The organism is Amycolatopsis samaneae (assembly GCF_039541975.1).
Lineage (GTDB): Bacteria > Actinomycetota > Actinomycetes > Mycobacteriales > Pseudonocardiaceae > Amycolatopsis > Amycolatopsis samaneae.
Window position 1 is genome coordinate 764,640 of record NZ_BAABHG010000002.1, and the last position, 12,552, is coordinate 777,191.

Annotated in this window: 12 protein-coding genes; 6 read left to right on the top strand and 6 right to left on the bottom strand. The window is 71.0% G+C overall.

The features are described 5' to 3' along the window. Nucleotides 1-63 precede the first annotated feature (63 nt). The gene (gene dapF / locus ABD987_RS06825; protein WP_345388146.1) at nt 64-891 is read right to left on the bottom strand and encodes a diaminopimelate epimerase; all 828 of its coding nucleotides are present in this window, start codon (nt 889-891) and stop codon (nt 64-66) included. Between the two features lie 10 nt (nt 892-901). After that, a complete protein-coding gene (gene miaA / locus ABD987_RS06830) occupies nt 902-1,828 on the bottom strand; it encodes a tRNA (adenosine(37)-N6)-dimethylallyltransferase MiaA (RefSeq protein ID WP_345388149.1) in 927 nt (308 codons plus the stop codon). A gap of 226 nt (nt 1,829-2,054) precedes the next feature. On the opposite strand from miaA, the gene ABD987_RS06835 reads away from it, so the two are divergent. Together ABD987_RS06835 and ABD987_RS06840 are read left to right on the top strand one after the other, a co-directional pair. Further along, the gene (locus ABD987_RS06835; RefSeq protein ID WP_345388151.1) at nt 2,055-3,368 is read left to right on the top strand and encodes a DUF349 domain-containing protein; all 1,314 of its coding nucleotides are present in this window, start codon (nt 2,055-2,057) and stop codon (nt 3,366-3,368) included. Between the two features lie 668 nt (nt 3,369-4,036). Continuing rightward, the gene (locus ABD987_RS06840) at nt 4,037-4,495 is read left to right on the top strand and encodes a hypothetical protein (RefSeq protein ID WP_345388153.1); all 459 of its coding nucleotides are present in this window, start codon (nt 4,037-4,039) and stop codon (nt 4,493-4,495) included. Between the two features lie 9 nt (nt 4,496-4,504). On the opposite strand, the gene ABD987_RS06845 is transcribed toward ABD987_RS06840, so the two are convergent. Both ABD987_RS06845 and miaB read right to left on the bottom strand, forming a co-directional pair. Next, nucleotides 4,505-4,984 (bottom strand): Rv2732c family membrane protein, encoded by a 480-nt coding sequence (locus ABD987_RS06845; RefSeq protein ID WP_345388155.1) that lies wholly within the window; start codon nt 4,982-4,984, stop codon nt 4,505-4,507. Continuing rightward, nucleotides 4,984-6,465: a tRNA (N6-isopentenyl adenosine(37)-C2)-methylthiotransferase MiaB gene (miaB, locus tag ABD987_RS06850; RefSeq protein ID WP_345388157.1), complete on the bottom strand. Its 1,482-nt coding sequence runs from the start codon at nt 6,463-6,465 to the stop codon at nt 4,984-4,986. The genes ABD987_RS06845 and miaB overlap by 1 nt, the downstream gene beginning before the upstream one ends. 123 nt (nt 6,466-6,588) lie before the next feature. Between miaB and ABD987_RS06855 the strand changes: the two genes are divergently transcribed. Continuing rightward, entirely contained in the window at nt 6,589-7,527 is a 939-nt protein-coding gene (locus ABD987_RS06855; RefSeq protein WP_345388298.1) for a TAXI family TRAP transporter solute-binding subunit, read from the top strand. Between the two features lie 102 nt (nt 7,528-7,629). On the opposite strand, the gene ABD987_RS06860 is transcribed toward ABD987_RS06855, so the two are convergent. Both ABD987_RS06860 and ABD987_RS06865 read right to left on the bottom strand, forming a co-directional pair. Further along, complete coding sequence (locus ABD987_RS06860) at nt 7,630-9,018, bottom strand: sensor histidine kinase (RefSeq protein WP_345388159.1); 1,389 nt, start codon at nt 9,016-9,018, stop codon at nt 7,630-7,632. Nucleotides 9,019-9,022: 4 nt separating this feature from the next. Then, nucleotides 9,023-9,685: a response regulator transcription factor gene (locus ABD987_RS06865; protein WP_345388161.1), complete on the bottom strand. Its 663-nt coding sequence runs from the start codon at nt 9,683-9,685 to the stop codon at nt 9,023-9,025. A 414-nt stretch (nt 9,686-10,099) separates the two neighbouring features. Between ABD987_RS06865 and ABD987_RS06870 the strand changes: the two genes are divergently transcribed. The 3 genes from ABD987_RS06870 to ABD987_RS06880 all read left to right on the top strand — a co-directional run bounded on the left by ABD987_RS06870 (nt 10,100) and on the right by ABD987_RS06880 (nt 12,541). After that, nucleotides 10,100-10,828 (top strand): amino acid ABC transporter ATP-binding protein, encoded by a 729-nt coding sequence (locus ABD987_RS06870; RefSeq protein WP_345388300.1) that lies wholly within the window; start codon nt 10,100-10,102, stop codon nt 10,826-10,828. Between the two features lie 50 nt (nt 10,829-10,878). Then, nucleotides 10,879-11,790, top strand: coding sequence for a glutamate ABC transporter substrate-binding protein (locus ABD987_RS06875; RefSeq protein ID WP_345388163.1), 912 nt, complete (start codon nt 10,879-10,881; stop codon nt 11,788-11,790). Nucleotides 11,791-11,893: 103 nt separating this feature from the next. Further along, complete coding sequence (locus ABD987_RS06880; RefSeq protein ID WP_345388165.1) at nt 11,894-12,541, top strand: amino acid ABC transporter permease; 648 nt, start codon at nt 11,894-11,896, stop codon at nt 12,539-12,541. The last annotated feature ends 11 nt before the right edge of the window (nt 12,542-12,552 follow it).

A 12,552-nucleotide genomic window follows, 5' to 3' on the forward strand; every position in this document is an offset into this window, starting at 1 on the left:
TCGAACGCCCCAATGTGGCATTGGGTGCGCTGGACGCACCGAACGCCACATTGGGGCGCTTGGTCAAGCGTCGAGACCGGCCCACCAGACCGCGTCGAGCTCGCCGCGCGCGACGATCTCGGCGGGACCGCTCAGTGTCGAGCTCCCTCGCTCCACGGTGACCTCGACGCGGCCGCCGGGGATGTCCACAGTGGAGGACCCGGTGTCGGCGCCGGCCAGGTGCAGCGCGGCGGCCACCGCGGCCACCGTGCCGGTGCCGCAGGCGCGGGTCTCCCCCACGCCGCGCTCGTGCACGCGCATCCGCAGCGCGCCCTCGCCGAGCCGGTTGACGAACTCCAGGTTCACGCCCGAGGGGAAGACATCGTGGTCGAAGTCGGGCTGCTCACGCAGGTCCAGCCCGGCGACGTCGTCCTCGGTCACGGACACCAGGTGCGGGTTGCCGACGTCGACGGCGACGCCGGAGAACGGACGGCCCGCGACCACGGTCACCGAGGTCCCGGTGATCGTCGCGGGTCCCATGTGGACGGTGACGGAACGGTCCGGGCGCACCAGCACCGGCCGGTCGCCCGCCCGGGTGCCGACGACGAACTCGCCCTCGGCGGCCAGGCCGGACTCGACCAGGTACCGCGCGAATACCCGCACGCCGTTGCCGCACATCTCGGCGATCGACCCGTCCGCGTTGCGGTAGTCCATGAACCACTCGCCGCCGGACTCCACGCCCAGCGCCTCGGCCCGGACGACGCGGAGCACGCCGTCGGCGCCGAGCCCGCGACGGCGGTCGCACAGCGCCGCGACGTTCGCCTCGGTCAGTTCCAGGCGGCCGTCCGGGTCGGGGAGCAGCACGAAGTCGTTCTGCGTGCCGTGTCCCTTGAGGAATTCGATGCCGCCCATGGGGTCAAGGTTACTGGGCGAGCGCGTCGAGCACGCGCGCGGCCAGCCCCGGATCGGCGCCGTCGTACCAGCCGATGCGCCCGTCACGCCGGAACCAGGACCGCTGCCTGCGCACGAACCGGCGGGTCGCCCGCGCGGTCGCCTCGGCGGCCCCGGCGAGGTCCCCGTCGCCGTCGAGCGCGGCGATCACCTGCTGGTAGCCCAGCGCCCGTGACGCGGTCTTCCCCGCGCGCAGCCCGCGGTACAGCAGCGCGCGGACCTCGTCGGCCAGCCCGGCCTCGAACATCCGCTCCACCCGCTCGTCGACACGCCCGTCCAGTTCGTCCGCCTCGCGGTCGACCCCGATCAGCACGGCGCCGTAGCGGGCGGGACCGGGCTTCGGCAGGTTCGCCGAGAACGGGGCGCCGGTGATCTCGATGACCTCCAGCGCGCGCACGATCCGGCGGGTGTTGGTCGGCAGGATGGCGGCCGCGGCGACCGGGTCCTTCTCCCGCAGCCGCGTGTACAGCGTGTCCGTGCCGCGCTCGGCGGCCTCGGCGTCCAGCCGCCCCCGCACGGCCGGGTCGGTACCGGGAAAGCGCAGGTCGTCGAGCACGGCCTGGACGTACAGACCGGAGCCCCCCACCAGTACGGGCACCCGGCCCGCCGCCATGAGTTCCTCGATCACCCGCCGGGCGTCGCGCTGATAGGCCGCGACGGACGCCGTCTCGGTCACGTCCAGCACGTCGAGCAGGTGATGCGGGACGCCGCGGCGTTCCGTTTCGGACGCCTTCGCGGTGCCGATGTCCATCCCCCGGTAGAGCTGCATGGCGTCGGCGTTGACGACCTCGCCGCCCAGGGCGAGTGCCAGCTCGACGGCCAGCGCGGTCTTGCCGGTCGCCGTCGGGCCGACCACCGCCACCGGGTGAACCACGGAGCTGTTCGCTGCGCCAACCATGCTGGCCGACGTTACCGGTGCGGTGTGGAAGGGCCGACAGAGTGCGTCCTTCGGAAGTAGGATCACTGCCTTCGGACAGTTCGGCCGAGTACCACGAACGAGGCTGAGCTGCTTGAATGCCCGCATGGGGCCGATGCCCCACACGGACCGCGTAACCGCATTACCCGGCCCCGCCGCACGGCGGGGCGCCCGCGCGAGCGGGCGTACAGGCGATAAGGAGCCTGCGATGGCCCAGGAGAACACGTCCACCGGTACCCCGGCGCCCCACCCGATGCCGCACGCGCACGGCGGCGGTCATCCCGCCCCGCCGGTGCCCCCCGCCGAGCCGACTCCGGACAAGTGGGGCCGGGTCGACGAGGAGGGCACCGTTTACGTCGTCACGGCCGAGGGAGAGCGCGCGGTCGGGGTCTGGCAGGCCGGGAGCCCGGACGAGGGCCTGCTCCACTACGCGCGGCGGTTCGACGACGTGCGCACCGAGATCGAGCTGCTCGAGACGCGGCTGGGCTCCGGCGCCGGCGACCCGAAGCACGCGCACGCCAGCGCCGTCCAGCTGCGGGACGGGCTGGCCGAGGCCGCCGTCGTCGGCGACCTGGCCGCGCTCGCCGCGCGGATCGACTACGTCATCAAGCACGCCGAAAAGGCACTGGCCAGCGCGAAGCAGGAACGCGAAGAGGCACGCGCCGCCGCGGTCGCGCGCAAGCAGACGCTCGCCGAGGAGGCCGAGAAGATCGCCGCCGACTCCACCCAGTGGAAGGTCGCCGGGGACCGGCTGCGGACGATCCTCGACGAGTGGAAGACCATCAAGGGCGTCGACCGCAAAACCGACGACGAGCTGTGGCGCCGCTTCTCCAAGGCCCGCGAGTCGTTCAACCGGCGCCGGGGCTCGCACTTCGCCGAGCTCGACAAGCAGCGGGCCAGCGCCAAGAACCGCAAGGAAGAGCTGATCGCCGAGGCCGAGGAGATCGCCGACTCCGAGGACTGGGGCGAGACCGCGGGCCGCTACAAGCAGCTCATGACCGAGTGGAAGGCCGCGGGCCGCGCGCCGAAGGACAGCGACGAGGCGCTGTGGCAGCGGTTCCGCGCCGCGCAGGACAAGTTCTTCGCGCGCCGCTCCGCGGTGTTCTCCGAGCGGGACGCCGAATTCGCCACGAACGCCACCCGCAAGGAGGAGCTGCTCGCCGAGGCCGAGAAGATCGACGCGTCGGCCAACCTCGACGCCGCCAAGAGCGCGCTGCGCCGGATCCAGGAGCAGTGGGACGAGATCGGCAAGGTCCCGCGCGAGCGGATCCGCGAGCTGGACGGGCGGCTCAAGGCCGTCCAGGACGCGGTCAAGTCCGCCGAGGACAGCAAATGGCGCCGCACCGACCCGGAGGCACAGGCCAGGGCCGCGCAGTTCCGCGAGCGCGTCGAACAGTTCGAATCCCAGGCGGCCAAGGCCCGCGCCGCCGGCGACGAACGCCGCGCCAAGAAGGCCGACGAACAGGCCGCGCAGTGGCGCGAATGGCTGGAAGCCGCCGAAGCCGCCGTCGCGGATCGGTAACTCGCCGAAGGTCCGTGAAGGCCTCCTTCACAGCGTTGAGCGCTGTGAAGGAGGCCTTCACGGCTTTTGCCCGTCTGGGGCCACGCTGCTCGGTGGTCATGCGCCCCAATGTGGCGTTCGGTGCGTGGAATCGGGGCCGGACGCGGAGCGTCTCCGTTGAGGGTGGCGGTGGGGGCAAGGGCGGAGCACCCAATGCCACATTGGGGTTTTCTCAGTAGGGGCGGGCGTGTTGGTGTCGGGGTGCGCTGAAGGACGCCTTCGGTGCACTGAGCGCACCGAAGGCGTCCTTCAGCACGGTCAACGCACTGAAAGCGTCCTTCAGCACCCTGCTCGCCCCGCCAAACGCCACCAGCGTCGCTTACCGTCCCCAACGCACCGCCCGGGACGCGGGCTCCGACTGTGACCATGTCGCGAATGTCGCATCGCCGACGTTCAGTGTCGCGAATGTCGCATTCGTGACACCGTCCCGAACGACGCGTCCGGAACGTGCGCACACCACCCTTAATGAGAAAACCTCATGGGGGCGCTCGACCCCGCGAGAGAATGACGGGGTAAACCGCTGGTCCCGGGTTATCGCACGGTGAAAACACCACCCGAAGGGGGCCATCGGGTGACTCGTCCGTGCGGTTCCCGACGCTCGTCCGCCCCGCCGGTGGTCTGCTGTGATCATGACCAGACCGTCGCTGTCCCGCACCGGGCGTGTGCTGTCCGCCCTCGTGCTCTGCTGCCTCGTCGCCGGGCTCGCCCCGGCCACCGCCACCGCCACCGCCGCCCCGGCACCGGCCCCGTCCTCGGCCACACTGGCCAAGGGCAAGGTGAAGGTCGACGCCAAGCTCGACAAGGCCAAGGTCAAGAAGGGCGAAAAGGTCAAGCTCAACGGCAAGCTCAGTGTCGAGGCACCGGCAGGGAGGGACACCGTCACCGGCGACGAGCCGCTGATCGTGCAGCAACAGGTCAGCGCGGGCGCGTGGGTCGACATCGCGACCTCGTCGTGCCGCCCGAACGGCGGCTTCAGCCTGAGCCTGAGCTTCACCGTCAGCGCGTCGCTCTCGCTGCGCGTCTACCACCCCGAGACGACCATCTACGCGAGCGCGTACTCCAGTGTGTTCGCGCTCGTGGTGATCTGACCCGCGAAGTCAGGAACGCGAGAACGCGGTACGCATCCATTGCACCGCGAGGCAGATCGTCGCGAGCCAGGCGACGATCATGCCGATCCCCGGTCCCCCACCGGTCGCGCCGGTGGCGTGCGAGGACTGCTGCGACCAGATGGCCAGCAGCCCGTCCACCGACGCGAACCAGCCGCCCGCGGCGCACACCCAGGTCAGCCACCAGCGCCGGGTGGCGAGGGTGAGCGCGGAGGCGAACACCCCGATCCCGGTCGAGGTCGCGGCGAACAGCTGCGGGACACCGCCGCCGCGCCCGACCAGCACCTCCCAGCCGGCGACCCCGCCGACCCACGGCAGGATCTGGCCGACCAGCAGTACGAACACGAACACCGAGATGGTGAATCCGCGACGACCGAGCTCGACCGTCCGCGCCGCGCGCTCGCCGACCTCGTCGATCTCGGCGGCCAGGTCCTTCATTTCGGCGGAGGTCCCGCCGTTCGGTTCGGTCATCACAACGCACATCCGCTCGCCTCGGCGGGCAGGGCCGCCGGCGCGCCGAAGCCCGGCAGTCCCAGCGTCACGCCGCTGGTTTTCGGCCGGTTCCCGGCCTCGGAGTTGTCCCCCGCCCTGGTCCGCCGGTGACTCAGCACGTCACCGTCGGCGACCAGGTGGTGTGGCGCGCCGTAGGTGACCACGGCCTCCACGACGTCGCCGGGCCGCACCGCGCGGTCGATCGCCGGACCCGACGGCGTGAAGTGCACCAGCCTGCCGTCGCGGGCCCGCCCGCTCATCCGGTGCGTCTCGGCGTCCTTGCGCCCTTCGCCCTGTGCCACCAGCAACTCGACCGTGCGGCCGACCAGCTTGGTGTTCTCCTCCCAGGCGATCGCGTTCTGCAGTTCGACGAGGCGGTCGTAGCGCTCCTGCACGACGGCCTTCGGCAGCTGGTCCGCCATCGTCGCGGCGGGCGTACCCGGCCGCTTCGAGTACTGGAAGGTGAACGCGCTGGAGAACCGCGACTCGCGCACGACGTCCAAAGTGGCCTGGAAGTCCTCTTCGGTCTCGCCGGGGAAGCCGACGATGATGTCGGTGGTGATGGCCGCGTCCGGCATCGCCTCGCGCACCCGCTCCAGGATCTTCAGGTACCGCGCCGACCGGTAGGAACGCTTCATCTCGCGCAGCACCCGGTCCGAACCGGACTGCAGCGGCATGTGCAGCTGGTGGCACACGTTCGGGGTCTCGGCCATCGCGTCGATGACGTCGTCGGTGAACGCGGCCGGATGCGGCGAGGTGAACCGCACCCGCTCCAGGCCGTCGATCCCGCCGCAGGCACGCAGCAGCTTGCCGAACGCCAGCCGGTCCCCGAACTCGACGCCGTAGGAGTTGACGTTCTGCCCGAGCAGCGTCACCTCCAGCACGCCCTCGGCGACCAGTGCCCCGACCTCGGCCAGCACCTCGCCGGGACGGCGGTCGCGTTCCTTGCCCCGCAACGCGGGCACGATGCAGAAGGTGCAGGTGTTGTTGCAGCCGACGGAAACCGACACCCAGCCCGAGTAGGCGGAGTCGCGGCGCGCGGGCAGCGTGGAGGGGAAGGTCTCCAGCGACTCGAGGATCTCGACCTCGGCCTTCGCGTTGTGCCGGGCGCGCTCCAGCAGCACCGGCAGCGAGCCGATGTTGTGCGTGCCGAACACGACGTCCACCCACGGGGCCCGCTCGACGATCTCGCCGCGATCCTTCTGCGCGAGGCAGCCGCCGACGGCGATCTGCAGGTCCGGATTCGCGGTCTTGCGCGGCCGGAGGTGGCCGAGGGTGCCGTAGAGCTTGTTGTCCGCGTTCTCCCGGACCGCGCAGGTGTTGAACACGATCAGGTCAGGCTCGCCGTCGGCGCTCGCGGGCAGGTAACCGGCCTCCTCGAGCTGCCCGGCGAGCCGCTCCGAGTCGTGCACGTTCATCTGGCAGCCGAAGGTACGGATCTGGTAGGTACGCGCGCTCATCTCACCGTCGAGAGTACGCGTGGGCCCGGAGGGGGAGTGGACATACCCTGGCGAAGCCCCCGTTCGCTCCCCCGGCCGGGGGCGGGTGTCCCGCACCACGCTGTCTGGCACGATCGGCCCGTGATGGTGCGGTGGCGTGCGCGCGGGGTGACGGCGGTGGTGACGGCCGTACTCGCCTGCTGCGCGCTGCTGGCGGGCTGCGGCCCGGACTTCGGCGGGCTGCCGCGGCTGCGCCTGGCCGCGGGCAACCCCGGCGGTGTCTACGACCAGCTCGCCCAGCCGCTGGCGAACGCGTGGGGGAACGATCTCGCCGTCGCCCGGCCCGAGATCCAGCAGACCGGCGGCTCGCCGGAAAACGTCGACCGGGTACTGACCGGCCGGGCCGACGTCGCGTTCGCCGCGGCCGACGTCGCCGTGGACCGCGCCGCCAAGAACCCGGGCAAGCTCTGCGCGCTCGCCCGTATCCACGACGACTACCTGCACGTCGTGGTCCGAGCCGACTCGCCGATCAGGTCGGTGGCCGATCTGCACGACCGCCGGATCGCGGTCGGGTCCCCCGAGTCCGGTGTCGCGTTCATCGCCTCGGCGCTGCTCCAGGTCGCCGGTCTGGACCCGAAGAAGGTGCGGCAGCTCGGCCTCACCGATTCCCTGGACGCGCTGGCCCGCGAGGACATCGACGCGTTCTTCTGGTCCGGCGGGCTGCCCACGCCGGCGATCGCGGAACGCGCGCACGCGAGCGGGCTCCGGCTGCTCGACATCCACGACCTGCTGCCGCCGATGCACGCGCGCAGCGCCGTCTACGGCACCGCGACGATCCCCGCGAGCGTCTACGCCCAGCCGGGCCCGGTGACCACGCTGGTGGTGCCGAACTTCCTGGTGGTGCCCGCGTCGATGCCCGACGACGTCGCCGAGGCGCTCGTCCGCAGCCTCTTCGGCGCCCGGCAGCGGCTGGCCGAGGCGAACCAGGCCGCGCTGTCGATCGACGTGCACCCCGGGATCGAAACCGCGCCACTGCCGCTGCACCCCGGCGCGCTGCGGTACTACCGCGGTCTCAAGTCCTGACGGCGCTCATAAGTCCGTGAATGCCACATCGAGGGACTCTGATTCCCTCGATGTGGCATTCACGGACCTGGCGGCCGGGCACGCGGACCGGCACGGCGCCGGTCAAGCAGCGATCGGGAAGCTCATCGAGACGCGCAGGCCCCCGCCGTCGGGGAGATCCAGCTTCAGCTCGCCGTTCGCCAGCGCCACGATCTCGTTCACGATCGCCAGCCCGAGTCCCGATCCGGGGACGTTCTGGTGGGCGCTGCTGCGCCAGAACCGGTCCAGCGCCCGCTCCAGCTCGTCCGGGCGCAGGCCGGGACCGTGATCGCGGACGGCGAGCGTGACGCGGTCGCCGTCCCGCCGTACGGAGACCCGGACCTCGGTGCCCGGCCCGGTGAACTTGAGCGCGTTGTCCAGCAGCGCGTCCAGCACCACTTCGACACCGCGCGGCGGGACGAGCACGCGGAGCGCCTCCCCCGTCCCCTCCGTCTCCAGCCGGACCTCCCGCGCGGCGGCGACCACGGCCCAGTCGGCCGCCCGGTCCTCGACGGCCTCGTCCACCCGCACCGGAACCAGCTCGCCCCCGGACGCCTCCGCCCTGGCCATCGACAGCAGCCCGTCGAGGATCTGGTGCAGCCGACCGGCGTCCACCACGGCGGCCTCCAGATCGGCGGCCGCCGGGTCGTCGTCCACGTGACCGTCGAGGTTGCCGAGCCGGATCTTCAACGCCGTCAACGGGTTTCGCAGCTGATGCGAGGCGTCGGCGACGAAGGCGCGTTGCGCGGCCAGTGCCTCCGACACGCTGGCCGCCATCCGGTCGAACGAGCGGCCGAGCTGCCGCAGTTCGGGCGGCCCGCCGCTCTCCCCCACCGGCGGGGCGTCCCGGCCGCTGACCACGGCGGCGACCAGCTCGCCCGTCGCCTCGTCCAGCCGGTGCACCGGGCGCAGGATCCACCGCACGACCGGGATCGCGACCAGCAGGGCGAGCCCGAACGCGAGCGCGCCACCCGCGACGAGCAGCAGCCACAGCCACACGACCTGGGTGCGCGCGCGATCGGTGGCCGACACGGTGACGACGGCTCCGCGCACCTCGCCGTCGATGAGGATCGGCTCGGCCAGCACCAGCGGCTCGGTCCGCCACGGCGTCAGCAGGGCACCGAGCTCGGCCCGCCGCCCGGCGAGCGCGTCCTGCACCGGGCCCGCGTAGGCGCCGCGGTCGGCCGGGCGGCCGCCGAGCGAGGAGACCACCTGCCTGCCGTCCTGGTTGAACACCAGCACCTGGACGCCGTAGACCTCGGTGTAGCGGCGCAGCTGGGGTTCGAGCTGGTTGGGCCGGTTGTCCAGCAGTGGCCGTTGCGCCAGCGAGGCGAACCGGGAGGTGTCGGTCAGCCGGTCGAGGAACAGCTCCTGTTGCACACTGGCCGCGCTGCTGAGCGCGAGCGGGATGCCGAGCCCGAACACGAGCAGCGCGACGAGGGTCAGCACGATGCCCTGCAGCCGGACCCGCATCCGGTCAGCCCCGCCCGGAGCCGAGCCGGTAGCCGACGCCCCGGACGGTCTCGATCAGCGCCGGCCTGCCGAGCTTGGTGCGCAGGGTCGCGACGTGGACGTCGAGGGAGCGGCTCTCCGCGGGACCGCGGTGCCCCCACACCTCGGTCAGCACGTGCTCGCGAGAGCAGACCGCCCCGCGCGCGCCGACCACCAGCGCGAGTACCTGGAACTCCTTGCGGGACAAGGCGACCGGCTCCCCGGCGACGAGCACCTCGTGCCGCGCGAGGTCCACGCTGACGTCACCGAGCTCGACGACGGCGCTCGTGCCGGACTCCCCGCGCCGCCGCCGGACCGCCTCCACGCGGGCGAGCAGTTCCTCGACGTCGTAGGGCTTGACCAGGTAGTCGTCGGCGCCCGCGCGCAGGCCCGCGATCCGGTCGTCGACTTCGCCCCGGGCGGACACCACGATCACCGCGACGTCGCTGACCGCGCGGATCCGGCGGCACAGCACCACGCCGTCGATGTCGGGCAGCCCCAGGTCGAGCAGGACGACGTCCACCTCGGCCACCCGGTCGAGCACGCCGACGCCGGACGCGAGCCGGGTTATCGACAGTCCCCGCCGGGTCAGCGCCGGGATCAGCGCACCCGACACCCGGTCGTCGTCCTCCACGAGCAGCACCCGCACCCGCCGACCTCCCTGCTACTCCGCCCGGTGGTAGCCGGGAACTCTAGTCTGAGGCGTGACGGGCTTACACTCGCGCAGCCGCTCGTCACGCCGAGCGGGTGCGGGTGTCCCGCAGGACCCGGCCGTGCCGACTTCGGGGCCCACGCGGACCACCCCCGTCGTCACGCCGCGTGACCGATCGGATGTGACCCCGGTAACGCGCTTCCCCGCCTCCGACTAGGCTGAGCAGCGCCGGGCGCTCGGGCAACGACGGGTATCGATACGCACTTGAAACCCTAAGTATTGCTCAAGCCGTCTTTACAAAACGTCCGGCGGCGGTAGGTTTCCGGCCAACGCGTGGTGATCCATGCCGCACTGCCGGGACTAGGCGAGAGAAATTCTGGAGGCCAGATGACCACGGACGTGGCGACGCCGATGATCAAGGCGGCCGCCGTGAACAAGTACTTCGGCGATCTGCACGTGCTCAGGGAGATCAACCTCGAGGTACCGCGCGGACAGGTCGTCGTGGTGCTCGGGCCGTCCGGGTCGGGCAAGTCGACGCTGTGCCGCGCGATCAACCGGCTGGAACCCATCAACTCCGGCGAGATCGCCGTCGACGGGGTGCCGCTGCCCGCCGAGGGCAAGGCCCTCGCCGCGCTGCGCGCCGACGTCGGCATGGTCTTCCAGTCGTTCAACCTGTTCGCGCACAAGACGATCGTCGAGAACGTCATGCTCGCGCCGGTGAAGGTCCGCAAGACCAACGCCACCGAAGCGCGCAAGACGGCGATGGAACTGCTCGACCGCGTCGGCATCGCCAACCAGGCCGACAAGTACCCGGCGCAGCTTTCCGGCGGTCAGCAGCAGCGCGTGGCGATCGCCCGAGCGCTGGCGATGCGGCCCAAGGTGATGCTGTTCGACGAGCCGACCTCGGCGCTGGACCCGGAAATGGTCCAGGAGGTGCTCGACGTGATGACCGGGCTCGCCAAGGACGGGATGACCATGCTCGTGGTCACCCACGAGATGGGCTTCGCCCGCCGTGCCGCGAACCGCGTGCTCTTCATGGCGGACGGCGAGATCGTCGAGGACACCACCCCGGACGAGTTCTTCACCAAGCCGAAGAGCGACCGGGCCAAGGACTTCCTCGGCAAGATCCTGACCCACTAGCACCGCGGCGCGCCCGTGCCGTGCCGACCAGAGATACAGGAGAGAGTTACATGAGGATCCGCGCCCTCACGGCGGTAGTGCTCGTCGGCGGTCTTGGTCTCACCCTGGCCGCCTGCGGCAAGGAAGGCACGCCCGCCTCGCCGGGTGGTTCCAACGCCGCCGCGCTGCCGACCTACACCGTCGCGCAGAACGTCGACGTCGCGGGCTCGCCGGTCTTCGCGAGGATCAAGGCCGCCGGCGCGCTGACCGTCGGCGCCAAGGACGACCAGCCCGGCCTCGGCAGCAAGGACGCCACCACCGGCAAGTTCGCGGGCTTCGACATCGAGATCGCGAAGCTGGTCTCGGCGGGTCTGGGCATCGACCCGGAGAAGATCACCTTCAAGACCGTCGACTCCGGCGCGCGTGAGCAGTCGATCGCCAACGGCGACGTCAACTACTACGTCGGCACCTACACGATCAACGACAAGCGCAAGCAGCAGGTGGGCTTCGGCGGGCCGTACTACCAGGCCGGCCAGGACCTGCTGGTGCGCAAGGACGACAGCTCGATCACCGGCCCGGAGACGTTGAAGGGCAAGAAGGTCTGCTCGGTCACCGGGTCCACCCCGATCCAGCGGGTCCGCGAGCAGAAGCTCACCGAGCCGGGCGGCAGCATCGTCGAGTTCCAGAAGTACTCGCAGTGCGTGGAGAAGCTGCAGTCCAAGGAGGTCGACGCGGTCACGACCGACGACGCGATCCTCAAGGGCTTCGCCGCGCAGGAGCCGGACAAGATGAAGGTCGTCGGCAAGCCGTTCTCGAAGGAGCCCTACGGCATCGGCCTGAACAAGGACGACAAGGCGCTGCGCGACAAGATCGACGACATCCTCCAGAAGGCCATCGACGACGGCACCTGGAAGAAGATCTACGACGCCACCCTGGGCAAGTCCGGCTCGGCCGCGACGCCGCCCGCCATCGAGCGCTACTGACCTCGTACGCGGCCGGTGAACCTCGCACGGTTCACCGGCCGCGCCACGTGTCCACCGTCCACCGTCCACCACAACCGTCGGTCACAGCAGCGGGGAAGGCTCCATGAACGTCCTGCTCGACAACCTGGATCTCTACGGTCCCTTTTTTCTCACCACCATCGAGCTGTTCGCGCTGGCGGCGGTCGGCAGCCTGATCCTGGGCACCCTCCTCGCCATGCTGCGGGTCAGCCCGGTGCCGGTGTTCCGGGGTATGGGCGCCACCTACGTCACGGTGGTCCGAAACACGCCATTGACGCTCGTGTTCGCGTTCTTCGTCTTCGCCTATCCCCTGCTGGAAATCGTCAAACTGAACTTCTTCACCGCCGCGGTGGTCTCGCTGACGCTGTACACCTCGGCGTTCATCTGCGAGGTCGTGCGCTCGGGCATCAACACCGTCCCGGTCGGCCAGGCCGAGGCGGGACGCGCGCTGGGGCTGAAGTTCGGCCAGATCCTGGGCTCGGTGATCCTGCCGCAGGCCCTGCGCTCGGTGGTACCGCCGCTGATCAGCACCCTGATCGCGTTGCTGAAGAACACCACCATCGCGGCCGGTTTCTCGGTCGCCGAAGCCGGCGCGATCCGCGCGTACCTCTCCGATCGGGGTGAGAACCAGATGGTCGGCCTGCTCTGGGTCGCGCTCGGGTTCATCATCCTGGTCGCCGTCCTGTCCCTGATCCAGCGGAGCCTGGAGAAGCGCTGGAGCGTGGCGCGATGAGCGAAGCTTGC

What these genes read in the sequence shown, in the direction of transcription:
- dapF (WP_345388146.1), bottom strand. Translation starts at nt 891, where the DNA reads ATGGGCGGCATCGAATTCCTCAAGGGACACGGCACGCAGAACGACTTC.
- miaA (WP_345388149.1), bottom strand. Translation starts at nt 1,828, where the DNA reads ATGGTTGGCGCAGCGAACAGCTCCGTGGTTCACCCGGTGGCGGTGGTC.
- ABD987_RS06835 (WP_345388151.1), top strand. Translation starts at nt 2,055, where the DNA reads ATGGCCCAGGAGAACACGTCCACCGGTACCCCGGCGCCCCACCCGATG.
- ABD987_RS06840 (WP_345388153.1), top strand. Translation starts at nt 4,037, where the DNA reads ATGACCAGACCGTCGCTGTCCCGCACCGGGCGTGTGCTGTCCGCCCTC.
- ABD987_RS06845 (WP_345388155.1), bottom strand. Translation starts at nt 4,984, where the DNA reads ATGACCGAACCGAACGGCGGGACCTCCGCCGAAATGAAGGACCTGGCC.
- miaB (WP_345388157.1), bottom strand. Translation starts at nt 6,465, where the DNA reads ATGAGCGCGCGTACCTACCAGATCCGTACCTTCGGCTGCCAGATGAAC.
- ABD987_RS06855 (WP_345388298.1), top strand. Translation starts at nt 6,589, where the DNA reads ATGGTGCGGTGGCGTGCGCGCGGGGTGACGGCGGTGGTGACGGCCGTA.
- ABD987_RS06860 (WP_345388159.1), bottom strand. Translation starts at nt 9,018, where the DNA reads ATGCGGGTCCGGCTGCAGGGCATCGTGCTGACCCTCGTCGCGCTGCTC.
- ABD987_RS06870 (WP_345388300.1), top strand. Translation starts at nt 10,100, where the DNA reads ATGATCAAGGCGGCCGCCGTGAACAAGTACTTCGGCGATCTGCACGTG.
- ABD987_RS06875 (WP_345388163.1), top strand. Translation starts at nt 10,879, where the DNA reads ATGAGGATCCGCGCCCTCACGGCGGTAGTGCTCGTCGGCGGTCTTGGT.
- ABD987_RS06880 (WP_345388165.1), top strand. Translation starts at nt 11,894, where the DNA reads ATGAACGTCCTGCTCGACAACCTGGATCTCTACGGTCCCTTTTTTCTC.